25 protein-coding genes and 1 tRNA gene are annotated in these 22413 nt (G+C 61.4%); 15 read left to right on the top strand and 11 right to left on the bottom strand.

Annotation, left to right across the window (positions count from 1 at the left end):
• Positions 1 to 6: 6 nt before the first annotated feature.
• Both IB248_RS14515 and IB248_RS14520 read left to right on the top strand, forming a co-directional pair.
• Positions 7 to 1233: an FAD-dependent oxidoreductase gene (locus tag IB248_RS14515; protein WP_192241121.1), complete on the top strand. Its 1227-nt coding sequence runs from the start codon at positions 7 to 9 to the stop codon at positions 1231 to 1233.
• Between the two features lie 29 nt (positions 1234 to 1262).
• Entirely contained in the window at positions 1263 to 2060 is a 798-nt protein-coding gene (locus IB248_RS14520) for a 3-methyl-2-oxobutanoate hydroxymethyltransferase (protein WP_113470276.1), read from the top strand.
• A 40-nt stretch (positions 2061 to 2100) separates the two neighbouring features.
• On the opposite strand, the gene IB248_RS31750 is transcribed toward IB248_RS14520, so the two are convergent.
• Positions 2101 to 2361 (bottom strand): hypothetical protein, encoded by a 261-nt coding sequence (locus IB248_RS31750; protein ID WP_156828757.1) that lies wholly within the window; start codon positions 2359 to 2361, stop codon positions 2101 to 2103.
• Positions 2362 to 2377: 16 nt separating this feature from the next.
• On the opposite strand from IB248_RS31750, the gene IB248_RS31755 reads away from it, so the two are divergent.
• The gene (locus IB248_RS31755) at positions 2378 to 2569 is read left to right on the top strand and encodes a hypothetical protein (RefSeq protein WP_245267958.1); all 192 of its coding nucleotides are present in this window, start codon (positions 2378 to 2380) and stop codon (positions 2567 to 2569) included.
• Positions 2570 to 2708: 139 nt separating this feature from the next.
• Here the strand turns inward: IB248_RS31755 and IB248_RS14530 are convergent.
• Both IB248_RS14530 and IB248_RS14535 read right to left on the bottom strand, forming a co-directional pair.
• Positions 2709 to 2785 (bottom strand) — tRNA-Arg (locus IB248_RS14530).
• A gap of 72 nt (positions 2786 to 2857) precedes the next feature.
• Positions 2858 to 4021 (bottom strand): M20 aminoacylase family protein, encoded by a 1164-nt coding sequence (locus IB248_RS14535; RefSeq protein ID WP_018857751.1) that lies wholly within the window; start codon positions 4019 to 4021, stop codon positions 2858 to 2860.
• Positions 4022 to 4178: 157 nt separating this feature from the next.
• Here IB248_RS14535 and IB248_RS14540 point away from each other — a divergent pair, with 157 nt between their 5' ends.
• Together IB248_RS14540 and IB248_RS14545 are read left to right on the top strand one after the other, a co-directional pair.
• The gene (locus tag IB248_RS14540) at positions 4179 to 5303 is read left to right on the top strand and encodes a D-alanyl-D-alanine carboxypeptidase family protein (RefSeq protein ID WP_025661862.1); all 1125 of its coding nucleotides are present in this window, start codon (positions 4179 to 4181) and stop codon (positions 5301 to 5303) included.
• A 12-nt stretch (positions 5304 to 5315) separates the two neighbouring features.
• Entirely contained in the window at positions 5316 to 6476 is a 1161-nt protein-coding gene (locus tag IB248_RS14545) for a GTP-binding protein (protein ID WP_018857753.1), read from the top strand.
• 1 nt (position 6477) lies between these two features.
• Here the strand turns inward: IB248_RS14545 and IB248_RS14550 are convergent, their stop codons facing one another.
• The 5 genes from IB248_RS14550 to IB248_RS14570 form a co-directional block, all read right to left on the bottom strand.
• Complete coding sequence (locus IB248_RS14550; RefSeq protein ID WP_018857754.1) at positions 6478 to 6702, bottom strand: sulfurtransferase TusA family protein; 225 nt, start codon at positions 6700 to 6702, stop codon at positions 6478 to 6480.
• 4 nt (positions 6703 to 6706) lie between these two features.
• Positions 6707 to 7930, bottom strand: coding sequence for a murein L,D-transpeptidase family protein (locus tag IB248_RS14555; protein ID WP_192241122.1), 1224 nt, complete (start codon positions 7928 to 7930; stop codon positions 6707 to 6709).
• A 188-nt stretch (positions 7931 to 8118) separates the two neighbouring features.
• Complete coding sequence (locus IB248_RS14560) at positions 8119 to 9072, bottom strand: acetyl-CoA carboxylase carboxyltransferase subunit alpha (protein WP_018857756.1); 954 nt, start codon at positions 9070 to 9072, stop codon at positions 8119 to 8121.
• A 61-nt stretch (positions 9073 to 9133) separates the two neighbouring features.
• A complete protein-coding gene (gene xerD / locus IB248_RS14565; RefSeq protein WP_025661865.1) occupies positions 9134 to 10087 on the bottom strand; it encodes a site-specific tyrosine recombinase XerD in 954 nt (317 codons plus the stop codon).
• 4 nt (positions 10088 to 10091) lie between these two features.
• A complete protein-coding gene (locus tag IB248_RS14570) occupies positions 10092 to 10268 on the bottom strand; it encodes a hypothetical protein (RefSeq protein WP_018857758.1) in 177 nt (58 codons plus the stop codon).
• A 146-nt stretch (positions 10269 to 10414) separates the two neighbouring features.
• Here IB248_RS14570 and IB248_RS14575 point away from each other — a divergent pair, with 146 nt between their 5' ends.
• From IB248_RS14575 to IB248_RS14590, 4 genes are read left to right on the top strand one after another with little or no spacing between them, the layout of a single operon-like run.
• Positions 10415 to 11002: a shikimate kinase gene (locus IB248_RS14575; protein ID WP_062374831.1), complete on the top strand. Its 588-nt coding sequence runs from the start codon at positions 10415 to 10417 to the stop codon at positions 11000 to 11002.
• A complete protein-coding gene (aroB, locus tag IB248_RS14580; RefSeq protein ID WP_112667914.1) occupies positions 11002 to 12132 on the top strand; it encodes a 3-dehydroquinate synthase in 1131 nt (376 codons plus the stop codon). The genes IB248_RS14575 and aroB overlap by 1 nt, the downstream gene beginning before the upstream one ends.
• A complete protein-coding gene (locus IB248_RS14585) occupies positions 12129 to 13439 on the top strand; it encodes an HlyC/CorC family transporter (protein ID WP_192241123.1) in 1311 nt (436 codons plus the stop codon). Before aroB ends, IB248_RS14585 begins: the two co-directional genes overlap by 4 nt.
• A gap of 53 nt (positions 13440 to 13492) precedes the next feature.
• Positions 13493 to 13972 (top strand): DUF2938 domain-containing protein, encoded by a 480-nt coding sequence (locus IB248_RS14590; RefSeq protein ID WP_192241124.1) that lies wholly within the window; start codon positions 13493 to 13495, stop codon positions 13970 to 13972.
• Positions 13973 to 14027: 55 nt separating this feature from the next.
• On the opposite strand, the gene IB248_RS14595 is transcribed toward IB248_RS14590, so the two are convergent.
• On the bottom strand, positions 14028 to 14309 hold the full coding sequence (locus IB248_RS14595) for a BolA family protein (RefSeq protein WP_026371844.1): 282 nt from the start codon (positions 14307 to 14309) through the stop codon (positions 14028 to 14030).
• A 100-nt stretch (positions 14310 to 14409) separates the two neighbouring features.
• Here IB248_RS14595 and IB248_RS14600 point away from each other — a divergent pair, with 100 nt between their 5' ends.
• The 4 genes from IB248_RS14600 (at position 14410) to IB248_RS14615 (ending at position 19287) form a co-directional block, all read left to right on the top strand.
• Positions 14410 to 15021, top strand: coding sequence for a J domain-containing protein (locus IB248_RS14600; protein WP_018857764.1), 612 nt, complete (start codon positions 14410 to 14412; stop codon positions 15019 to 15021).
• 312 nt (positions 15022 to 15333) lie between these two features.
• Positions 15334 to 16326: a cobaltochelatase subunit CobS gene (cobS, locus tag IB248_RS14605; protein WP_018857765.1), complete on the top strand. Its 993-nt coding sequence runs from the start codon at positions 15334 to 15336 to the stop codon at positions 16324 to 16326.
• Between the two features lie 12 nt (positions 16327 to 16338).
• Positions 16339 to 18234, top strand: a complete 1896-nt coding sequence (cobT, locus tag IB248_RS14610) for a cobaltochelatase subunit CobT (protein WP_192241125.1) — start codon at positions 16339 to 16341, stop codon at positions 18232 to 18234.
• Positions 18235 to 18255: 21 nt separating this feature from the next.
• Positions 18256 to 19287, top strand: coding sequence for an esterase-like activity of phytase family protein (locus IB248_RS14615; protein WP_192241126.1), 1032 nt, complete (start codon positions 18256 to 18258; stop codon positions 19285 to 19287).
• 138 nt (positions 19288 to 19425) lie between these two features.
• Here the strand turns inward: IB248_RS14615 and IB248_RS14620 are convergent, their stop codons facing one another.
• Both IB248_RS14620 and rpmB read right to left on the bottom strand, forming a co-directional pair.
• Positions 19426 to 20061: a queuosine precursor transporter gene (locus IB248_RS14620; RefSeq protein ID WP_192241127.1), complete on the bottom strand. Its 636-nt coding sequence runs from the start codon at positions 20059 to 20061 to the stop codon at positions 19426 to 19428.
• Positions 20062 to 20176: 115 nt separating this feature from the next.
• Positions 20177 to 20473, bottom strand: coding sequence for a 50S ribosomal protein L28 (rpmB, locus tag IB248_RS14625; protein WP_024316182.1), 297 nt, complete (start codon positions 20471 to 20473; stop codon positions 20177 to 20179).
• A gap of 238 nt (positions 20474 to 20711) precedes the next feature.
• Between rpmB and IB248_RS14630 the strand changes: the two genes are divergently transcribed.
• Positions 20712 to 21488 carry a DUF3108 domain-containing protein gene (locus IB248_RS14630; RefSeq protein ID WP_113161191.1) on the top strand — a complete coding sequence of 259 codons (777 nt, stop codon included), beginning with the start codon at positions 20712 to 20714 and terminating at the stop codon, positions 21486 to 21488.
• Between the two features lie 30 nt (positions 21489 to 21518).
• Positions 21519 to 22412: an EamA family transporter gene (locus IB248_RS14635; RefSeq protein WP_169681359.1), complete on the top strand. Its 894-nt coding sequence runs from the start codon at positions 21519 to 21521 to the stop codon at positions 22410 to 22412.
• The last annotated feature ends 1 nt before the right edge of the window (position 22413 follow it).

The raw sequence follows: 22413 nt of genomic DNA on the forward strand, positions 1-22413 counted from the left end.
GCTGTCATGACCCATTTCGTGATCATCGGGGCAGGGGAATGCGGCGCCCGCGCGGCATTTGCCCTCCGCGAAAAGGGATTTGACGGCGAGATCACGCTGATTGGAAGCGAGGCGCTCGCGCCGTACGAGCGGCCGCCGCTTTCGAAGGCGTCCGACCAAGGGACTGAGGAACCGAAATTCATCGCCGAACTGGAGAGATATGCCGCAGGCGGCATCAGTCTGCTGACCGGCCTGACGGTTCAGGATCTCGACCGTCAAGCAAAGTCCGTTACGCTTTCCGATGGCTCTACCATTGCCTATGACAAGCTGTTGCTCGCGACCGGCGCCCGTGCGCGGGTGCTTCCTGATATTGCCGAGGACAGCAAGCATATCTGCTCGCTGCGCACCCATGCCGATGCGGTGGCACTTCGCAGGGCAATGGTGCCCGGAAAGCATATTGTCATCATCGGCGGCGGCTTTATCGGCCTGGAGCTTGCCGCGACGGCGCGTGCGCTCGGAACTTCCGTAACGGTCCTCGAGGGCCTGGAACGCGTGCTGAAGCGCGGCGTCCCGGAGGAAGTTGCCGGGGTGATCTGCGAACGGCATTCGCTCGAGGGCGTCGATATCCGCTGCGGGGTGGCTATAACAGCCATTGCGGAAGACGACGAAAAGGCCGTTGTCCACCTGTCCGACGGCAATATGATCGGCGCGGACCTCGTGCTTATCGGAATCGGCGCCACTCCCAATACGGAGCTTGCCGCGCGGGCCGGTCTCACAATCGACAATGGGATTGCCGTCGATGAATTCCTGCGCACCTCGGCGCCTGACATCTACGCAGCCGGCGACTGCTGCTCGTTCCCCCTCGCGATCTATGGCGGCCGGCGTGTGCGGCTCGAATCCTGGCGGAATGCCCAGGAACAGGGAGCATTGGCCGCCGCCAACATGATGGGGCTTGGCACGTCCGTTTCCGCCGTTCCCTGGTTCTGGTCCGATCAGTATGACGTAACGCTGCAGATCGTCGGCCTCGCGGAGGGCGCCGTTCGCCATTTGCGCCGCGACCTCGGCGACGGCGCTTTCATTCTCTTTCATCTAGATGAAGCCGGCAGGCTGCTTGCGGCCAGCGGCATCGGTCGCGGCAACGTGGTCGCGCGCGATATCCGGCTTGCCGAAATGCTGATTGCGGCGCGTGCGCATCCGGATCCCGCAGCGCTTGTCGCAAGCAGCGTCAAACTTAAATCCCTCCTGGCCGCCTGACTGGCTGCCGCATTCTCAAGGTATCGGCGATGGGCAAACAACTGCGACCGACTGTGCATGACCTCCTAGCGATGAAGGGCAAGCGGCAGCTCAGCATGCTGCGCGTCGTGTCGCTCGAAGAGGCGGAAGCGGCCGAGGCTGCCGGCATCGACCTGATTTCCGTGCCGCCGGAACTTCTTTTCGATCCGCGGTTCCGCGATGCCGCCCCGGGGCGTTTTGCCATTCCGGGTGGCGAATACGGCCAGAGCGGCGCCACCACCGATGAGATCCTGCGCTCGGCGGTAAAGATGCGGGCGGCCTCGGCCGATGCCATCTATTGCGCCGCCAGCCTGCAGACGATCCGGCGGCTGCGCGACGAGCATATTCCGGTCTGCGGACACACGGGGCTTATCCCGTCGCATGCCACATGGACGGGCGGCTTTCGCGCGGTCGGCAAGACGGCCGAAACGGCGGCTCTTGTCTACAAGCAAGTGAAGGATCTGGAGGCCGCGGGTGCCTTCAGCGCGGAGATCGAGGTCGTGCCGGCCGAGGTAGCGGCAGCGATTTCTGAACGCACCTCCATGCTCATGATCTCCATGGGCGCCGGCAGCGGATGCGACGCCCAGTATCTCTTCTCCGAGGACGTGCTCGGCCTAAACCGCGGGAAATATCCGCGCCATGCCAAGGTCTATCGCAACCTGGCGGCCGAATATGACCGCATCCAGGCTGAACGGATCGCGGCATTCCGCGAATACGCTACCGACATCGCCAGCGGCGCCTATCCGGAGGAACGGCATCGCGTGTCTGTCGATGGGGAGGAGTTGGAAGGTTTTTTGTCACGGCTTTAGGTAGTCGGAGACCAAAAGCGTTTCTCTCCTCATCGCCTGACTACCTCGCTGGCACGTGGAAATGATTGCCGCCCAGTGGGTCGAGAAGGCGCGCGTGACCGCCGGCAAGGCAGATCGAGCTATTCGGGTGGGGGATCGGGGTATATGCTTCGCGATCATCGTGTTGGCGGAGGGGAAGACCGATGCGTGGGCTACGCAAGGCCGCCCACTTCACGAGGCGGTGAAGAGCGGCGACCCGACTGCCATCGCGGCCGCCCTCGACGCCGGGGCTGACATCGAAGAGCAGGACAAAGGGAGCCAATCCTCTTTTCCTGGCCATTCGTAGCGAACATCCCGAAGCGGCAGAGTTGCTGATCAAGCGCGGCGCCAACGTGAACAAGGAGTCGGCGATCGGTCTGCCGATCGCCGGTGCCGCCCTGACAACTCCCTGTTGGCGTGGGAGGGGACTTGGACGTTCGAGGACCTCAACATTTTTCTCGCCGGTCCAACCCTCACAACCCCAGGCGTAAACATGGAGATTCGTGGAGCGCCTGATGAAACTGATCGACTGAACGTGATCGCATATCTGCGAACGCTCAGCGACGCGCCGGTTCCGTTGCCCTGAACTCAGAGCGGAAGCGCGCAGTACGACACGGTTACTGAAAATAATGGTGATCCCGACGCGATTCGAACGCGTGACCCTCAGATTAGGAATCTGATGCTCTATCCTGCTGAGCTACGGGACCACTTGAGCGTCATGCATACAAAAGGCTTGGCCGGAAGCCAAGCTCTTTTGCATGTGTAACTGACGTCAGATTTCAGGCGCCGAGGCGCTGTTCGGCGAGCCGCACCCAGTAGGAAATGCCGTGGGCGATGGTTTCGTCGTTGAAATCGTAGGCGGGGTTGTGCAGGCCGGCCGTGTCTCCGTTGCCGATGAAGATGAAGGCGCCGGGACGGGCGTTCAGCATGTAGGAGAAATCCTCGCCGCCCATCATCGGGTCGATCTCCGCATTGACGTTGCCTGCGCCAGCAATCTCGCCGGCGATGCGGACGGCGTGGCCGGTTTCCGTCGCGTGGTTGAAGGTGACGGGATAATTCCGGTTGAAGTCGATATCAACCTCTGCGCCGTGGGCGGCAACGAGGCCGTTGACGACCTGCTTCAGGCGGGTTTCGGCGAGGTTACGCACCTCCTCATTGAGCGTGCGCACGGTGCCGGCGATCGTCGCGTCGTTCGGGATGACGTTGTGGGCGAAGCCCGCGTTGAACTTGGTGACCGAGACGACGACCGAACGCAGCGGATCGACATTGCGGGAGGCAATCAGCTGCAGATTGCTGACGATCTGAGCGCCGATGGCGATCGGGTCGATCGTGCGGTGCGGCTGGGCCGCATGGCCGCCGCGGCCCTTGATGGCGATGGTGAATTCGTCGGTGGCGGCCATGATCGCGCCGCTACGGATGGCAAAGTGCCCGACAGGAAGACCCGGCAGATTGTGCATGCCGTAGACCTCTTCGATGCCGAAGCGCTCCATCATGCCGTCCTTGACCATCAGGTTGCCACCGCCGCCGCCTTCTTCCGCGGGCTGGAAGATGACCGCGATGTTGCCGTTGAAGTTGCGCGTCTCGGCCAGATACTTGGCCGCGCCGAGCAGCATGGCCGTATGGCCGTCGTGACCGCAGGCATGCATCTTGCCAGGTGTCGTGGAAGCCCAGGGCTTGCCGCTGATTTCGGTAAGCGGTAACGCGTCCATGTCGGCGCGCAAACCGATGGTGCGCCCGCCCTCGCCCTTGCCTTTGATCAGACCGACGACGCCGGTCCTGCCGATGCCGGTGACGATCTCGTCGACGCCGAATTCCTTGAGTTTTTCAGCCACGAAGGCGGCGGTGTTCTCGACCGCAAAAAGAAGTTCGGGGCGTGCATGGATATGCCGGCGCCACTCTGTCACCTCGTCTTGAAGTTCGGCGGCTCTGTTCAAAATCGGCATGTCAGCTTCCTGTCGTGAAATCGAAACGGGGACGGGATCGGGTCGCAAGGACACGATGCCGCAGAAATAACTTAATCAAGGCCCTTTGCCATGTCATGGCCATATACGTTAAATAGGGGAAACTTTCGAGACTTCCGGACATCTTTAAGGACGAACCGTGTTGACGCGCCAGAACCGTTTGCTTGCCGCCTTGCGGCCGCTTTCAATCGTAGCTTCCGCAGCCGCCATCGCGCTCTCGGCCTCCGCTCAGGCCTATGCGAATCCGCATATTCTGGTGGATGTGCAGAGCGGCCGCGTGCTGGAGCACGAGGAAGCCTTCCGCAAATGGTATCCGGCTTCGCTCACCAAGCTCATGACCGTCTATACGGTTTTCGACGCGGTTCGCGCCGGCCAGATCAGCCTCGATACCCCCATCGTCATGAGCAAGCGGGCGGCAGCCCAGCCGCCGGCAAAGATGTATTTCAAGCCGGGACAGAAGCTGACGCTCGACAGCGCGCTGAAGATCCTGATGGTCAAGTCGGCAAACGACATTGCGGTTGCCGTTGCCGAGGCCGTCGGCGGAACGCAGGAAGCCTTTGTGCTGAAGATGAACGCCGAGGCGGCGAAGCTCGGCATGACCGACTCGCATTTCGTCAATCCGAACGGCCTGCCCGGCAAGGGCCAGTATACGACGGCGCGCGATCTTGCGGTCCTTTCCGTGGCGCTTCGTCGCGAGTTCCCGCAATACGCCGGATACTTCTCGCTTGAAGGCATCACGACGGGCACCAAGAACGTGCCGAGCATCAACGTGCTGATCGGTCGTTTTGCCGGCGCCGATGGCATGAAAACGGGCTTCATCTGCGCCTCGGGCTTCAACCAGATCGGTTCGGCGACGCGCAACGGCCGTACCTTGATCTCTGTCGTGCTCGGCACGGACAGTCTTGCGGCGCGGGCGGATGCCTCCGCCGACCTGCTGCAAAAGGGCTTCACTTCGCAGTTTGCCGCGCCCGATACGCTCAGTTCATTACGGCCCTATGGCCCGGGTCAGGATCAGGTCGCCGATATTACCGCCGATATCTGCAGCGCCAAGGGTGCCAAGGTCCGCAGCGAAACGCGCGACGAAGTGGGCCGCATGAAGGTTCAGTCTCCCTATATCCAGGAAATGGACCACGACCCCAACTTCGTCTTCGCAGGACTGATCCCGGGCCAGAACGAACCGCAGCCGGACAAGTTGGCGACCGCGGATACCGCGGGAACGATTGCCAAGGTCCCGGTTCCGCTGCCACGCCCGACCACTTTCTGAGGCCACTTTGACATGAGCGCTGTTTCCGATCGGATACCGGTCACCATCCTGACCGGCTTTCTTGGCGCCGGCAAATCCACCTTGCTGAACCGGATCCTCAAGGATCCGGCGATGAAGGACGCCGCCGTGATCATCAACGAGTTCGGTGATGTCGGCATCGATCATCTACTGGTGGAAAGCTCGGGCGATGCGATCATCGAACTGTCGGACGGCTGCCTATGCTGCACGGTGCGCGGAGAGCTCGTCGATACCCTCGCAAATCTGATGGACGCGGTACAGACGGGCCGCGTCAAGCCGGTGAAGCGCGTCGTGATCGAGACGACCGGCCTTGCTGATCCGGCACCGGTCATGCAGGCGATCATGGGCAACCCCATCATCGCCACCAATTTCGACCTCGATGGCATCGTGACGGTGGTCGATGCAGTCAACGGCTCGCAGACCCTCGACAATCACGAGGAAGCGGTGAAGCAGGCCGCGGTTGCCGATCGGCTGATTCTCTCCAAGCGGACAATGGCTTCGCCAGACGTGTTGGAAGCACTGGAGGCGCGTCTCGATGCGCTCAATCCGCGTGCCGCATTGATGGATGCCGACAGCGCCGAAGCAGGGCAGGTCAGTGTGCTCGTCAACGGCCTCTACGATCCGACAAACAAGATTGCCGACGTCGGACGCTGGCTGCGGGATGAGGATGCGCATGAGGCGCATCACCAGCATGACCATCATCACCATGGTGCTGACGACCATCACCATCATCATCACGGGAACGATCACCAGGACCCACATGATGTGAACCGCCACGATGCATCGATCCGGTCCTTCTCGATCGTCGAGGACAAGCCGATCGACCCGATGGCGCTCGACATGTTCATCGATCTCTTGCGTTCGGCGCATGGCGACAAGCTGCTGCGGATGAAGGCGATCGTCGCGGTCTCGGACCGCCCGGATCGGCCGCTGGTGCTTCACGGCGTGCAGAGCATCTTCCATCAGCCATCGCGCCTGCCCGCATGGCCCGACCCTCAGGACAGGCGCACGCGCATGGTGCTGATCACCAAGGATCTGCCGGAAGCCTTCGTCAAGGATCTGTTCGACGCGTTTCTCGGCAAGCCGCGCATCGACACGCCGGATCGCACCGCGCTGCACGACAATCCGCTTGCCGTGCCGGGAATGCGATTTTAATCTATCGCTTGCGGATGAGGAAGCGGTGGCCGCCTTCCGTCGTCTCAGCCTCGATCAGTTCGTGGCCGTCTTCGTTGCAGAAATGAGGGATGTCGATGCCAGCGAGCGGATCTGTCGTTTCGACGCGGATCAGTGAGCCGCTCGGAAGGGAGGACATCTTGCGGCGGGTCTTCAGCACGGGAAGCGGGCACTTTAGCCCGCGTAGGTCATAGAGGATGGCGCTCACGCCGTCAGTCCCTGCCCCAGAATTTCCAGAACGGCTTCTTCGAGGCGACTTCCACCGGTTCGGGCTGTTGTACCGGCGCGAATGCCAGCGGGCTCGGCGTTGGGATCGGAACCTGAGCCGGAACGGCAGCGGCGACGGCAATTTCCTTTGCTTCGGAGGATGCCGGCGTAGCATTGGGCGCCGCATTTGCGGCAACCGCGGACGCGGTCTTGCTCGCCATCATCTCTTCGAGGTCCGCGACCTTGACCATCTTGCCCGCCTCCAGCGAGGTGCCGGTCGGTGCATAGGCCAGTTCGCGACCCTTTCGCAGCTTAGCGACCACGGCCTTGCGCTCCGCCTCGCTCGGGTCGTACCAGGCCATGCCATCATACTTCTTCATGGCCTTGGCGTAGTCGGCATCATAGGTCTTGCCGTAGGAGGCAAGCGCGGCGGTCAGCGCCGGCGGCGTCGACATTGCCGGGCACTTGCCGGCCGGATTGAACTCGCCATTGTCGGTTGACTGCTGGTTGAAGACGTATTTCTTCTCGCAGAAATTCACCTCGGGAGGACGCTTGGTGACCTCGAAATTGTCGTAGCCGACCTTCAGCATGTTCCAGAACTCGATGTTCGGGTTCAGGCGATGGCGCACCATGTTTTCCGCGGTCATGCGGAAGGGGAAGGCCTGAAGCTGCACTGTCGACTGGCCGCCGGCAAAGGCGTCACGGGCAAAGGCGTAGATCTCCAGTACCTGCTGGTCGGTCATCGAGTAGCAGCCCGACGAAGAGCAGGCGCCGTGAATCATCAGGTTGGTGCCATTGTGGCCGTTCACAGCGTCATAGCGGTTCGGAAAGCCGGTGTTGATCGCGAGGTAGTATTTGGAGTTCGGATTGAGATTGGCGCGCGTCAGGTTGTAGAAGCCTTCCGGGGCCTGCCGGTCGCCCTCTTTTACCTTCGGGCCGAGGCGGCCAGACCAGGCGCAGATCTTGTAGTCGGCGATCTTGTCGAAGCGATTGTCGGTTTTCGCCTTCCAGATCTCCAGCGCGCCTTCTTCCTTGAAGATGCGGATCATGATCGGCGAGTTGCGCTGCATGCTCTTGGCCGACATCTCGGACAGGATGCGTGGCGGCAATGGCTGCTCGACCTTGTTCTTGACGCTGGAAAGATCGACCTGGGCGGTTTCCAATGCATCGTTGCAGCCGGCCAAAGCCAGCGCCACCAGGGAAACATATGCAAAATGACGAATGCGCATTCAAAAAAGCCCATCAACAGTATGCAACCCGGCCCCGGCACGCGGAGCGAATCATAGGCTGACTATGGTTCACAAACTCTTAGCAGCCTATGAAGCGCGCTCGCGTCCCCCGCAAGTAGTAATGTTATTGATAACATTATTGTGGCCAAGGTTTGGCCTCATTCACGGCGCAGCCGCGCGTTTGTGCACTACAAATTGCGGCCCATGTTGAGGAATTTCTGCCGACGCTCGTTGCGAAGCTGCTCGCCGGTGCGGTTGGAAAGCTCGCCCAGAGCTTTGGCAATGACATCACCGGTCGTGGCGATCACGCTGTCCGGATCGCGATGCGCGCCGCCGAGCGGCTCGCTGATGACGCCGTCGATGATGCCGAGCGCCTTCAGGTCCTCGGACGTGATCTTCATGTTGGTGGCGGCTTCCTTGGCGCGGGCGGAATCGCGCCAGAGGATCGAGGCTGCACCTTCCGGCGAGATGACGCTGTAGATCGCATGCTCCAGCATGTAGACGCGGTTGCCGGTGGCGATCGCGATCGCGCCGCCCGAGCCGCCTTCGCCGATGACGACGGAAACGATCGGTACCTTCACAGAGAGACACATTTCCGTCGAGCGGGCGATGGCTTCGGCCTGGCCACGCTCTTCGGCGCCGACGCCCGGATAGGCGCCTGCCGTGTCAACGAGCGTGATAACAGGAAGGCCGAAGCGGTCAGCCATCTCGAGAACGCGGATCGCCTTGCGATAGCCTTCGGGGCGGGCGCTGCCGAAATTGTGCTTCAGGCGGCTCTTCGTGTCGTTGCCCTTTTCCTGGCCGAGAACGGCGACGGGCTGGCCGCGGAAGCGGGCAAGGCCTGCCTGGATTGCGGCATCTTCGGAGAACTTGCGGTCGCCGGCAAGCGGCGTGAATTCCTGAAACAGCGTCTTGGCATAGTCGACGAAATGCGGTCGCTGCGGATGGCGCGCAACCTGCGTCTTCTGCCAGGCGTTGAGCTTCGAGTAGATGTCGACCATCGCTTCGCGAACGCGAACTTCGAGCCTGCCGATTTCATCTGACGTGTCGATGCTCTCGTCTTCCGTGGCGAGCTTCTTCAGTTCGATGATCTTGCCTTCGAGGTCGGAGATCGGCTTTTCGAAGTCGAGATAGTTGTGCATGAGGTGCGTTTCCGTTCCTTTGCCGGGGCTAGTTTGATGAGCTCGCCCTTTGTCGCCGGTCCTATTCCTGCTTTTTGGCCTGTTTGGCAAGGGGGTGGTGCGTTTGGACCAGTTGTTGAAGCCGTTCCTCCAACACATGCGTATAGATTTGCGTGGTTGAAATGTCCGAGTGGCCGAGCAGTTCCTGAACAACGCGAAGATCCGCGCCATTGGCGAGAAGATGACTTGCAAATGCATGCCGCATGACATGCGGCGAGATCATAGATGGGGTAAGACCTGCCCGGATCGCAAGATTTTTCAAATCACGCGCGAAAACCTGACGCGGCAGATAGCCCTCCTTGGACGCTGCGGGAAACAGCCAAGGGCTTTCCTGCGGCACTTTGGCGGCGTCGTTTTCAGCGGCGAGCATACGGCCGTAGAGCTTGAGCGCCACGATCGCCGATTGCGATAGCGGCACAAGCCGTTCCTTGTTGCCCTTGCCGCGGATCATCAGGAAGCGTCCGTCCTGGTCGAGCACGCGGGCCGGAAGCGAGACGAGTTCGCTGACGCGCATCCCCGTTGCGTAGAGCAGTTCGAGCAGGGCCAGCATGCGAAGGCGCTGCAACTGTCCGGGCGCGGAATCCTGCGCTTCGGTTTCCGCCTGCTCGAGCAACCGGCCAACTTCGTCGACCCCCATCGTTTTCGGCAGAGCCCGGCCTTTCTTCGGCGCATCGAGAACGCCGGTCGGATCGTCGGTGCGCAGACCCTCGGCGTAAAGGAACTTATAAAACTGGCGCATTGCCGCCAGTCGCCGCGCCTGCGAGGAAGGCTTGAAGCCTTGGGCGGCAAGGGAAGACAGGTAGGCCGAAAGATCGGCCGACGCCGCCTCCAGCAGGCGCACTCCCTTGCCGTTCAGGAAACCGTGCAGATCGTCAAGATCCCGCTCATAGGAAGAGAGTGTATTGGCCGCAGCGCCCCGCTCCGCGCTCATCATTTCCAGAAAGGCTTCGACGTGAACCCAGCCGAGATCCTTCATTGTCTCACTTCTTGGACGGGTTAATGGCGCCGGTGGCCGGAGGATTGACCCGCTCGGACGGAAGGCGGATCGTCACGTCGCGCTCCTGTGGCTCGACAAAAGCAACCAATGCCCACATCGTTCCGTATATCGCACCGGCGATGATCGCCAATATGGCGAGAAAACGGAACAGACTCGGCATTCGGCGACTCCATGGCTCTGCTTCTTTATGAAGAAGCATGTTTGCAAGTGCAAGAAGGTGCATTTGGACCACGTTTCCCTTGCCCGCGACTTGACGCTACACCTGCATTTGTCGATACCGTTCGCAAACAAAGTGTGAATGGACCAATGAGCGACCCAGTTCTGACCGTTGCCGAAAGCTTGAAAGACAGGGCTCGTGCTGCGCTCGGTTCTCGTAATCTGATCCTCGTCGGATTGATGGGCGCGGGCAAGTCCTCCGTCGGCCGGATCGTCGCGCATCAGCTCGGCATCCCTTTCGTCGATAGCGACGCCGAGATCGAGAGGGTCTCCCGCATGTCCATCGGTGAGCTCTTCGCCGCCTATGGCGAAGAAGAATTCCGGGCGCTCGAAACCCGCGTCATGAAACGCCTGTTGAAGAATGGTCCGCGGGTGGTCTCCACCGGCGGCGGCGCCTTCATCAACGACCGGACGCGCAAGCATATCAAGAAGGGCGGCGTCTCCGTCTGGCTGAAGGCCGACCTCGACGTTCTCTGGGAGCGGGTCAACAAGCGTGACACGCGGCCGTTGCTCAAGACCGAGAATCCCAAGCAGACCCTCGAAAACTTGATGAATGCGCGTTATCCGATCTACGAGCTCGCCGACCTCACCGTCCTCTCGCGCGATGTGCGCAAGGAGCTGATGGCGGAAGAAGTACTCAAAGCCGTGATCGACGCCCGAACCGAAAGTGCAGCCTGATGAATGCTGATGCCTCCGCCTCCGAACGCAAGGTTCACGTACCGCTCGGAGAGCGCGCCTACGATATCCTGATCGGGCCGGGCCTGATCGCACGCGCCGGTACTGAGATCGCCTCGCGCCTGAAGGGCCGCAAGGCGGCTGTCATCACCGACGCACATGTGGCGCCGCTCTATCTGGATGCGCTGGTTCAAAGCCTCGAGGCAGCGGGCATCGCGTCTGCCACCCTCGTGCTTCCGGCGGGCGAGAAGACCAAGAGCTTCGAGCACCTGATGACCGTTTGCGACAAGGTCCTCGAAGCGCGGATCGAGCGCAACGACTACGTGATCGCCCTTGGCGGCGGCGTTATCGGCGACCTCACGGGCTTTGCGGCGGGCATCGTGCGCCGCGGCGTGCGTTTCGTGCAGGTTCCGACCTCGCTGCTGTCGCAGGTCGATTCCTCGGTCGGCGGCAAGACGGGTATCAACAGCCGCCACGGCAAGAACCTGATCGGCGTTTTTCATCAGCCGGATCTGGTGCTCGCCGATACCGATGTCCTGAATTCGCTGAGCGCTCGCGAGTTTCGCGCCGGCTACGCCGAGGTCGCGAAATACGGACTGATCGATAAGCCTGATTTCTTCTCCTGGCTGGAAGCCAACTGGCAGGCAGTCTTTGCCGGCGGTGCCGCGCGCATCGAGGCGATTGCCACCAGCTGTCAGGCAAAGTCGGATGTCGTCGTTGCCGACGAGCGCGAAACTGGACAACGCGCCCTCCTCAATCTCGGCCACACCTTCGGCCACGCGCTGGAGGCTGCGACCGCCTATGACAGCGCTCGCCTCGTTCATGGCGAAGGTGTTTCGATCGGCATGGTTCTGGCGCACGAGTTCTCGGCGCGCATGAACCTGGCAAGCACGGATGACGCCCGCCGTGTCGAAACCCACCTGAAGGCCGTCGGCCTGCCCACCCGCATGTCGGAAATACCGGGAGCGCTGCCGCCGGCCGAAATGCTGATGGACACGATTGCCCAGGACAAGAAGGTGAAGGGCGGCAAGCTGACCTTCATCCTGACCCGCGGCATCGGGCAGTCCTTCGTCGCCGATGACGTACCTGCGTCGGAAGTGCTGAGCTTCCTCAAGGAGAAACACCCGCGATGACCCTCGACGGCACGTTGGCATTTTTTTCCGCATACTGGCCGGAAATTGTCTCTATCGTGGCCCTCGTCCTCATGTCGGCGTTCTTCTCCGGCTCGGAGACCGCGCTGACCGCCGTCTCCCGCAGCCGCATCCACACGCTCGAAGCCAACGGCGAGCAACGTGCGGGGATCGTGCGTCAGCTTATCGAACGCCGCGACCGACTGATCGGCGCGCTGCTCATCGGCAACAACCTCGCCAACATCCTGTCCTCGTCGCTGGCGACCAGCCTGTTTCTTGGCGTCTTCGGCAATTCCGGCGTGGCGCTCGCCACCTTGGCGATGACCGTCATCCTGGTCATCTTCGCCGAAGTGCTGCCGAAGAGCTGGGCGATTTCCACCCCCGATCGGTTTGCGCTGAACACGGCTCCTGCAGTCAAGATGTTTGTCGCCGTCGTCGGTCCGGTTTCGTCCTTTGTGAATGCGATCGTTCGCCGGATACTGTCGCTCTTCGGCATCAATCTGTCGCGCGAAGTCTCGATGCTCTCCGCGCACGAGGAACTGCGCGGCGCCGTCGATCTGCTGCATCGCGAAGGATCGGTGGTGAAGGCAGACCGCGACCGTCTGGGCGGCGTCCTTGATCTCGGCGAACTCGAGCTCTCCGACATCATGGTCCACCGCACCGCGATGCGGGCGATCAATGCCGACGATGCGCCTGAGGTCGTCGTACGGACAATCCTTGAAAGCCCCTTTACCCGCATGCCGCTCTGGCGTGGCACGACGGATAATATTATTGGCGTTGTTCATGCGAAGGATCTTCTGAGGGCGCTTGCCGAGCCGAATGTTGAGCCGGAGAATCTCGACATTTCGAAGATCGCCCAGAAGCCCTGGTTTGTGCCCGATAGCACCAGTCTCGAGAACCAGCTCAACGCCTTCCTGCGCCGCAAGCAGCACTTTGCCGTCGTCGTCGACGAATATGGCGAGGTGCAGGGCATCGTGACGCTGGAGGACATTCTGGAAGAGATTGTCGGCGATATTTCCGACGAGCACGATATCGAGATGCAGGGCGTGCGCCAGGAGGCCGACGGCTCGATCGTCGTCGACGGAACGGTGCCGATCCGCGATCTCAACCGGGCGCTCGACTGGCACCTGCCGGATGAGGAGGCGACGACGATCGCTGGTCTGGTCATCCACGAATCCATGACCATTCCGGAAGAGCGCCAGGCCTTCACCTTTCATGGGAAGCGCTTCATCGTCATGAAGCGCGAGAAGAACCGTATCACCAGGCTTCGTATCCGCTCGGCCGAGGAGGACGGGGCGAAGCCGGCCTGACCTTCGCCGATCTGGCCGAGGGGGCCGGCGGCACATTTTTGATGGGATTTCACATGCTTGATATTATCTGGCGCTCTGTGATCATCGGTATCGGCGCGACCGCGCTCATGGATATCTGGACCGTGCTCTACGGCGTCACGTCTGGTGGCGGGCTGCCGAATTGGGCGCCGGCCGGGCGCTGGTTCAAGGAAGTGGCCAAGGGAAGCGTCTTTCACGACGACATCAATGCCGCCGAACCCTATCGGCACGAGCGGGCGCTCGGCTGGATTGGCCATTATGCCGTCGGCATTATCTACGGTCTGCTGCTGGTGCTGATCGTCGGCTCCGCCTGGCTCGATACGCCGACTCTCCTGCCTGCCTGGATCTTCGCCATCGTCGCCGTCGGCGCCGGCTGGTTCCTGATGCAGCCGGGCATGGGGCTCGGAGTGGCGGCCTCCAAGACGCCCAATCCGAACAAGGTGCGCGTTCTCAATCTCGTTGCGCATACCTTCTTTGCGCTCGGGCTCTACGGCACCGCGCTTCTCATCCGCTAAGTCTTTGCGGCGCTCTTGGGAGAGCGCCGCCCAGTTCCTATATTCACGCAGCCGCCTACCAACGCACCGGCTCCCCAGGGGCTGCCGGTTCGACGGCGAGTGCATGCAATCCGGCATCCAGTTCTGGTTTCAGAAGCTCCGTGATCGCACGGTGCCGCGCCAGTCGCGGCATGCCGGCAAACTTGGCGGATACGATGCGCACCCGGATATGGGTCTCGCCGGTGCCCGTCATGTCAGGCTGATGGCCCGCATGAAGATGGCTTTCGTTGATGACGCTGAGGCGCTCCGGCGCGAACGCGGCGGTCAGCTTTTCTTCGATGCGGGTCTGCAGTGTCATGGTCTCGTTGCTTGGCGAAAAAGGTTCCCACCAAGCCAGCAACATTCCGGTTTGTCAATTCTTGTTGTCGCCTCTTCGCAGGCCCATAATTAGCGCCGTCATGAGACTCGATTCCAAATACTTCGACCGCATCCGCACCCGCCGCAAACGCGAGCAGGAAACCGAACAGGCACCCCCTGCCTGTCAGTGGGATGGCTGCGACAAAAAAGGCGTGCATCGCGCTCCCGTCGGACGCAATGCCGAGGGACAGTTCTTCCTGTTCTGCTTCGAGCACGTCAAGGAATACAACAAGGGCTACAACTACTTCTCCGGCCTTTCCGACGGCGAGATTGCGCGCTACCAGAAGGAAGCGATAACAGGGCATCGCCCGACCTGGACGGTCGGCGTCAACAAGGCCGCCAAGAACAGCCCGCTGCACTCCGATATGCGCTCGGGCTCCTACCGGGTGCGCGATCCCTTCGGCTTCGTCAACGGCACCAAGGGGAGCGGCCCGCGCTTTCCCGAGCAGCGCAAGCTGAAAAGCCTGGAAGCCAAGGCCTTCGACACGATGGGGCTTGATGCTAGCGCCACCTCCTCTGAGATCAAGAGCCGCTACAAGGAACTGGTCAAGAAGCACCATCCGGACGCCAATGGCGGCGACCGCGGCTCGGAGGAACGCTTCCGCGCCGTCATCCAGGCCTATCAATTATTGAAGCAGAACGGTTTTTGTTAATTCCCGTCCTTGCTCTTGGTCTTCAATCAGGTATGGTCCCAAATCGGCTGAGGCCGCAGGCAACCGCGGCATAAGTTTCTGCGTTTGTCCCACAGGCGCCTCGGCCACTTCCGGGCGCGGCGTTTCTTGTCCGGGACTTTGTTCAAGAATGCTCGCTAGCGGTAGATTATCGCCCCCGAGGTTTCGTTTCAGTCCCGGAGAAGCATCGCCGACGTTCCGACATGAACGAGCGCGGGGTAAACTGCGGCGTCATGGTTGCGAAATGGGCTGAGACAGTATGGCCGGGTGTCGGGCACCCGCCTTGGAGACATGATGAGCAAGATTGACCTTGATATTTCGGAGCTTCCGGACACCACCGTTTCGGTCAGGGAGGTCTTTGGTATCGATTCCGACATTCGCGTGCCGGCCTACAGCCAGGGCAGCGCCTATGTTCCGGACCTCGACCCCGACTATCTCTTCGACCGCGAGACGACGCTCGCCATTCTTGCCGGCTTCGCCCATAACCGACGCGTGATGATTTCAGGCTATCACGGCACGGGTAAGTCCTCGCACATCGAACAGGTCGCCGCCCGCCTCAACTGGCCCTGCGTGCGTATCAACCTCGACAGCCATGTCAGCCGTATCGACCTCGTCGGCAAGGATGCAATCGTGCTCAAGGACGGCCTGCAGGTCACCGAATTCAAGGACGGCATCCTGCCCTGGGCATACCAGCACAATGTCGCGCTCGTCTTTGACGAATACGATGCCGGCCGCCCTGACGTCATGTTCGTCATCCAGCGCGTGCTGGAATCGTCCGGCCGCCTGACGCTGCTCGACCAGAGCCGTGTCATCCGTCCTCACCCGGCCTTCCGCCTGTTTGCGACCGCAAACACGATTGGTCTTGGTGACACGACCGGCCTCTATCACGGCACGCAGCAGATCAACCAGGCGCAGATGGACCGCTGGTCGATCGTCACCACGCTGAACTACCTGCCGCACGACCATGAAGTGAACATCGTCGCTTCAAAGGTGAAGAGCTTCGGGAAGAACAAGGAAGGTCGCGATCTTGTCTCCAAGATGGTGCGCGTCGCCGATCTGACCCGTGCTTCCTTCATGAACGGTGACCTGTCGACCGTCATGAGCCCGCGTACGGTTATCACCTGGGCCGAGAATGCCGAGATTTTCGGTGACATCGCCTTCGCTTTCCGCACCACCTTCCTCAACAAGTGCGACGAGCTGGAGCGTCCGTTGGTTGCCGAGCATTACCAGCGCGCCTTCGGCGTCGAGCTGAAGGAAAGCGCCGCCAACATCGTCCTGGAGGCCTAAGGCCGACCGATCATGGCTGCTCGCGGTGACAATTCGAAAGCAAAGCCCGGCTCGCCTGTCGACGTCGAGCCGTTGCGCCGGGCGATAACCGGCAGCGTGCGCGCGATCGCCGGCGACGTCGAGGTGACCTTCGCCAATGAACGCCCTGGAATGACGGCCGAAAGGATCCGTCTGCCGGAGCTTTCCAAGCGCCCGACCATGCGTGAGCTGGCGATTACGCGCGGTCTCGGCGACTCGATGGCGCTGCGGCTCGCATGCCACGATGACAAGGTTCATGCGACGATGGCCCCGCAAGGCTCCGACGCGCGGGCAATCTTCGACGCCGTCGAGCAGGCGCGCGTGGAATCGATCGGTGCGCTGCGGATGGAAGGCGTGGCCACGAATCTCCGGACGATGACCGACGAGAAATACTCCAAGGCGAATTTCTCCGGCATCGAGCGGCAGGAAGACGCGCCGATCGGCGAAGCGATGGCCATGATGGTGCGTGAGAAGCTGACGGGCGAGAAGCCGCCAGCCTCCGCCGGCAAGGTGCTCGATCTCTGGCGCTCGTTCATCGAGGAGAAGGCTGGGTCCGACCTCGACGACCTTCCCTCCGTCATCGGCGACCAGCAGGCCTTTTCCAAGGTGATCCGCCACATGCTCTCCGTCATGGAAATGGCGGAAGAGTACGGTGACGACGACAGTCAGCCAGAGTCCGACGATGAATCTGAGCAGGAAGACCAGCCGAACGGCGACGAGCAGGATCAGGAGGAGGTCGATGACGATGCGGGTTCGGATGCCGCGCCCGTAGAGGACAGCGAGGTCGCCGACGAGCAGATGGAGGACGGCGAGACCGAAGGCGCCGAGATCTCCGACGACGACATGCAGGAAGAAGGCGAGGAAGATTCCGAGACGCCGGGCGAGACCCGCCGTCCGAACACGCCCTTCGACGACTTCAACGAGAAGGTGGACTACCACGTCTTCACCGAGGAGTTCGACGAGACGATTACCGCCGAAGAGCTTTGCGACGCGGCCGAGCTCGAGCGCCTGCGGGCCTTCCTCGACAAGCAGCTTGCGCACCTGCAGGGCGCGGTCGGTCGACTGGCCAACCGCCTGCAACGCCGCCTGATGGCGCAGCAGAACCGTTCCTGGGATTTCGATCTCGAGGAAGGCTATCTCGACCCGGCACGCCTAACGCGCATGATCATCGACCCGATGCAGGCGCTCTCCTTCAAGATGGAGCGCGACACGCAGTTCCGCGATACGGTGGTGACGCTTCTGATCGACAACTCGGGCTCGATGCGCGGCCGTCCGATCACGGTTGCCGCCACCTGCGCCGATATCCTGGCCCGCACGCTGGAGCGTTGCGGCGTCAAGGTCGAGATCCTGGGCTTCACGACGAAGGCCTGGAAGGGCGGACAGGCGCGCGAGAAGTGGCTTGCCAGCGGCAAGCCGCAGACGCCGGGCCGTCTCAACGATCTGCGGCATATCATCTACAAGTCGGGCGACGCTCCCTGGCGTCGCGCGCGGCCCAATCTCGGCCTGATGATGCGCGAAGGGTTGCTCAAGGAGAACATCGACGGCGAAGCGCTTATGTGGGCGCATAACCGCCTGATCGGCCGCCGTGAGCAGCGCAAGATCCTGATGATGATCTCCGACGGTGCGCCGGTGGATGACTCGACGCTGTCGGTCAATCCGGGCAACTACCTGGAGCGACATCTGCGTGCCGTCATCGACCGGATTGAGACGCGCTCACCGGTAGAGCTGCTGGCAATCGGCATCGGCCATGACGTGACGCGCTATTACAGGCGCGCCGTAACGATCGTCGATGCTGACGAGCTGGCCGGTGCCATGACCGAGCAGCTTGCGTCGCTGTTTGAAGATAAGACCGCCCAGCCGCGGGGCGGTCGCCTCCGCCGCGCCGGTTAACCGCGAAAGGACGCTTTCTGGATGCTCCGGAAGCCCTTCGCCAGCGTCATGTCAATTGCTTTCGGGCTGGCGGCTCTCACGTCGTCGGCGCTTGCCGAGGGCGACGTCGAGGTCCGCAGTCGCGTCATCACCGATTTCAAGATCGGCTCCGATGAGATCATATTCGGCTCTCTCGAGTTTCTCGGCGGGCTGGAAATGGTCTCGCCGCATCGACTGTTCGGCTCTTTGTCGTCGATCCGGTTTCGATCGGACAAGACGCATTTCGTCGGCGTGCTGGACACCGGTCACTGGATGACGGGCCATATCGAACGCGATCCGCAGGGACGCCTGTCGGGTCTCGCCGAAGTCGCCATCACGCCGATGAAGAACCGCGTGGGGCGCAGCTTCGAAGGCAAGGGGTATATGGATGCCGAGGGCCTGACGCTGCATGGCGACCGGATCCTCGTTTCCTTCGAGCAGGATCATCGCGTCGATGTCTATCCCGATCCGGGTTTCGAGACATCGCGTGCGATCGATGCCCTTCCGATTCCCTTTCCCAAGAAATCGCTGCGGGGGAATCGCGGCTTCGAGACGATCGCCGTTGCGCCCGTCGACAGCGTTCTGGAAGGGGGCACATTGATCGTCGCGGAGCGCAGCCTGGACGCTGACGGGAATGCCTATGCAGCAATCTTGGACGGGCCGCAGAAGGGACGCCTTGCGCTCGCTCACTATGGCGATTTCGATGCAACGGACGGCACCTTCCTGCCGAATGGTGATCTCCTGCTCCTGGAGCGCCGTTTCAACATGGCGGAAGGTATCGGAATGCGCATTCGCCGCATCAAGGCGGCCGACATCCGCCCGGGCGCCGTCATGGACGGCGAGATATTGCTGCAGGGCGACTTCAGCTACCAGATCGACAATATGGAAGGTCTGGATGCCTTCGCAGCCGAAGACGGCACCACGCACGTGGTGATCGTCTCCGATGACAATCACTCCATCCTGCAGCGAAATCTGATGCTGGAGTTCCGGTTGGTGGAACCGCGAGCCGGCGACACGGCCCGCTTACAGAATTGAAACGTGGCATCAGCCGCCGATCACTCGAAGCAGCGTAGCCGCAAAATAGCCAATCGTGCAGCGAGTTTCCGTGTGCTCGAACGCAAAACGGCGGAGCATCGGCTCCGTCGTCCGTCCGAGATAGTGGCTTCGGGCTTTTTAGTTGGCGCGTGCGGCCTGCATCGGGCGCAGCACGTTCATCAGTGCGCCATAGGGCAGCAGCATCACGAGGCCGACGATCATTTTTACCGAGAAATCGCCAATCGCCCAGGAAATCCAGCGCGGTGCCGCAGCGGAAAAGACGCCGAGGATTGGCGCCGATTCAAGCGCGAACGGATCGTTCGGGCCGAGGAAGACGAAGAAGGCCGCAAAGGCGAAGGAGAAGAAAATCACCGTGTCTAGCATCGACCCGATGAGCGAACCGACGAGCGGTGCGCGCCACCAGGCCTGCCGGCGCAGGCGGTTGAAGACCGAGATATCGAGCAACTGCCCGGCGAGGTAGGCCGAGCCGGAGGCGATCGCGATACGCGGAACCGAGGTATAGAAGGACAGCGTCACGCCAACGACGAAGCCGGCGAAGACAACCTTGCGGGCAGCCTGCGGGCCGAACTGGCGGTTGGTCAGATCGGTGATGAGGAAGGCGACCGGATAGGTAAAGGCGCCCCAGGTCAGGATGTCGGCCAGATTGATGCCGGCGAGCTCGGCATGCAGCGGGAACTGGACGAGGAAGTTCGAGGCGACGACAACCAGCGTCATCAGTGCGACATAGATCAGCGTAGAGCGAGTCGTCAGCATTTTTTTATCCTGGGGTATGCCACCAGTTCGAGGAACAATCGGCAAAGCAAAAGGCTTGTCCGGATATTATCCGTGCAAGCCTTTTGAAGCCGTATGAAGAAGAAGCGGTCGAAGCTTACGCAGCAGCAGCTTCGGCAGTCTTCTTGACGATCTGGCGACGCAGCAGACGAGCGCGCATCGACAGTTCATTTTCGCTTGCCTTCAGCAGGAAGGCATCGAGACCGCCGCGATGCTCGACGGAACGAAGAGCAGCAGCCGAAACGCGAAGACGATAACGCTGGCCGAGCGCGTCGGAGATCAGCGTAACTTGGCACAGGTTCGGGAGGAACCGGCGCTTGGTCTTGTTGTTGGCATGGCTGACATTGTTACCAGTCAGGACTGCCTTGCCGGTCAATTCGCACATGCGGGACATGGAACACCTATTCTTGTTTTTCTCGGCCATCGGTTGCGGACCCGCGCAAAATCGGGCTAGCAATCCAACGGGCCATGATTGGAAAGTTGCGGTTCTATAGTCAGGCAGGCCGCGTGCGTCAAGCCAAACCTTGGCGTTTCCCGCAATTCTGTCAAAAAGCTTGTGTTTGCTTCGTCGTGACACAGGCGTATAGACCGTGATGAACGGCTTTACCAGCCGCTTGAACAAGGTTCATTTCATGGCTCATCTGGGCAAACGCATTTTTGTTTCCGCGGTCGCGGCGCTGATGGCCGTTCCGGCCAGCGCGAGCGAGATCGTGCATCGGACGGAATACAGGGTCTCGCTCGGTATACTGACGATTGCGCGCGCCGCCTTCCTGACGAAGATCGAGGACGACAAGAGCTACCAGGTGTCGGGTGACATCAGCTCGGCCGGCCTTGCCGACCTCGTTACCAACATCTCCGCCAAGACGAGCGTCGACGGCGTTCTGCGCGGCGACCGACTGCAGGCGTCCCGCTACTATCTCTACTACAAGAGCGGCAAGCGCGCCCGGACATACGAGGTGCGCTACAGCAACGGCAATATCACCTCGACGACGGTGAAGCCGCCCCGAAAGCCTCCGAACAACTGGGTCAACGTACCGGCAAGCGACATGCGCTCGGTCCTCGATCCGATCTCGGGTCTGATCTTCCCCGCAGATGCCAATGTCTGCGCGCAGAAGCTGCCGATTTATGACGGCGAGATGCGCATGGATCTCGTGCTCTCGCCGAAGGGTGCCCAGAATTTCTCGACCACGGGTTTCAACGGCAAGGCGACCGTCTGCAGTGTGCGGTTCGTCCCTCGCTCCGGCTACAAGAAGGGGCGGAAGGATATCGATTATCTGAGCAAGAGCAGCCGGATGGAAATCTGGTTTGCCAAGTCAGATGCGGCAAATGTATATGCTCCTGTTTATGTTCGTATTCCGACGCAATACGGACCGGTGACGATCACCGCTGTAAAGTACGGTGCGAGCTGACGGAGCAGGGGCCTCCGTGAAGGGGGACAGGTGAAGCTTCGGGCGACGCTAATCGGCTTTACGGCCATTCTCATGTGGTCGATCCTGGCGCTGTTGACAGCTGCATCAGGCACCATGCCGCCGTTCCAGCTATCGGCTATCTGCTTTGCCATCGGCAGCATTCCCGGCATCGTCGTGCTGCTCCTCAATCGTTCGCGCCTGGCGCTGCTCAAGCAGCCGGCCAAGGTCTGGGTGACAGGGATCGCCGGCCTGTTCGGGTATCATTTCCTCTATTTCACGGCCATCAGAAACGCCCCGGCCGTCGAAGCCGGGCTGATTGCCTATCTCTGGCCGCTCTTGATCGTCGTCGGATCGGCGCTGCTGCCGGGCGAACGACTGCGCTGGTATCATGTGGCTGGGGCGTTGGCCGGTCTCTGCGGCACCTTCCTGATCGTCGGACGCAACGGCATCAATTTCGATGGCGCCTATGCCGTCGGCTATGGAGCGGCTTTCCTCTGCGCCTTCACATGGTCGGGCTATTCGCTGCTGACACGGCGGTTCGATGCGGTCTCGACCGACGTCGTCACCGGCTTCTGCATCGCGACCTCGATCCTGTCGCTCATTTGCCATCTCGGGCTCGAGACAACCGTCTGGCCGGAAACGGCGTTGCAGTGGATCGCGGTGGTTGGCCTCGGGCTCTTTCCTGTGGGAGCGGCTTTTTATGCGTGGGACTACGGTGTCAAGAACGGCGATATCCAGATCCTGGGTGCCGCAAGCTATGCCGCGCCGCTTCTCTCGACGCTCAACCTCACGCTGTTCGGCTTTGCCGAGCCGAGCTGGCGGATCGCCCTCGCCTGCGTGCTCGTGACAGGCGGTGCCGTGCTTGCGGCAAACGAGATGTTTCGCCGCAAGGCCACGATGGTTGAGCAAGGCGGAATAGCCTAGA

The organism is Rhizobium sp. RHZ01, assembly GCF_014851595.1.
In the GTDB taxonomy this organism is placed as follows: domain Bacteria; phylum Pseudomonadota; class Alphaproteobacteria; order Rhizobiales; family Rhizobiaceae; genus Rhizobium; species Rhizobium altiplani.

Excerpts from the sequence above, each read along its gene's own strand:
- IB248_RS14520 (WP_113470276.1), top strand. The coding sequence starts at position 1,263 with ATGGGCAAACAACTGCGACCGACTGTGCATGACCTCCTAGCGATGAAG.
- xerD (WP_025661865.1), bottom strand. The coding sequence starts at position 10,087 with ATGAAGGATCTCGGCTGGGTTCACGTCGAAGCCTTTCTGGAAATGATG.
- cobT (WP_192241125.1), top strand. The coding sequence starts at position 16,339 with ATGGCTGCTCGCGGTGACAATTCGAAAGCAAAGCCCGGCTCGCCTGTC.
- aroB (WP_112667914.1), top strand. The coding sequence starts at position 11,002 with ATGAATGCTGATGCCTCCGCCTCCGAACGCAAGGTTCACGTACCGCTC.
- IB248_RS14620 (WP_192241127.1), bottom strand. The coding sequence starts at position 20,061 with ATGCTGACGACTCGCTCTACGCTGATCTATGTCGCACTGATGACGCTG.
- rpmB (WP_024316182.1), bottom strand. The coding sequence starts at position 20,473 with ATGTCCCGCATGTGCGAATTGACCGGCAAGGCAGTCCTGACTGGTAAC.
- IB248_RS14535 (WP_018857751.1), bottom strand. The coding sequence starts at position 4,021 with ATGCCGATTTTGAACAGAGCCGCCGAACTTCAAGACGAGGTGACAGAG.
- IB248_RS14585 (WP_192241123.1), top strand. The coding sequence starts at position 12,129 with ATGACCCTCGACGGCACGTTGGCATTTTTTTCCGCATACTGGCCGGAA.
- IB248_RS14615 (WP_192241126.1), top strand. The coding sequence starts at position 18,256 with ATGCTCCGGAAGCCCTTCGCCAGCGTCATGTCAATTGCTTTCGGGCTG.
- IB248_RS14630 (WP_113161191.1), top strand. The coding sequence starts at position 20,712 with ATGGCTCATCTGGGCAAACGCATTTTTGTTTCCGCGGTCGCGGCGCTG.
- IB248_RS14515 (WP_192241121.1), top strand. The coding sequence starts at position 7 with ATGACCCATTTCGTGATCATCGGGGCAGGGGAATGCGGCGCCCGCGCG.
- cobS (WP_018857765.1), top strand. The coding sequence starts at position 15,334 with ATGAGCAAGATTGACCTTGATATTTCGGAGCTTCCGGACACCACCGTT.
- IB248_RS14560 (WP_018857756.1), bottom strand. The coding sequence starts at position 9,072 with ATGCACAACTATCTCGACTTCGAAAAGCCGATCTCCGACCTCGAAGGC.
- IB248_RS14590 (WP_192241124.1), top strand. The coding sequence starts at position 13,493 with ATGCTTGATATTATCTGGCGCTCTGTGATCATCGGTATCGGCGCGACC.
- IB248_RS14545 (WP_018857753.1), top strand. The coding sequence starts at position 5,316 with ATGAGCGCTGTTTCCGATCGGATACCGGTCACCATCCTGACCGGCTTT.
- IB248_RS14555 (WP_192241122.1), bottom strand. The coding sequence starts at position 7,930 with ATGCGCATTCGTCATTTTGCATATGTTTCCCTGGTGGCGCTGGCTTTG.
- IB248_RS14595 (WP_026371844.1), bottom strand. The coding sequence starts at position 14,309 with ATGACACTGCAGACCCGCATCGAAGAAAAGCTGACCGCCGCGTTCGCG.
- IB248_RS14570 (WP_018857758.1), bottom strand. The coding sequence starts at position 10,268 with ATGCCGAGTCTGTTCCGTTTTCTCGCCATATTGGCGATCATCGCCGGT.
- IB248_RS14600 (WP_018857764.1), top strand. The coding sequence starts at position 14,410 with ATGAGACTCGATTCCAAATACTTCGACCGCATCCGCACCCGCCGCAAA.
- IB248_RS14575 (WP_062374831.1), top strand. The coding sequence starts at position 10,415 with ATGAGCGACCCAGTTCTGACCGTTGCCGAAAGCTTGAAAGACAGGGCT.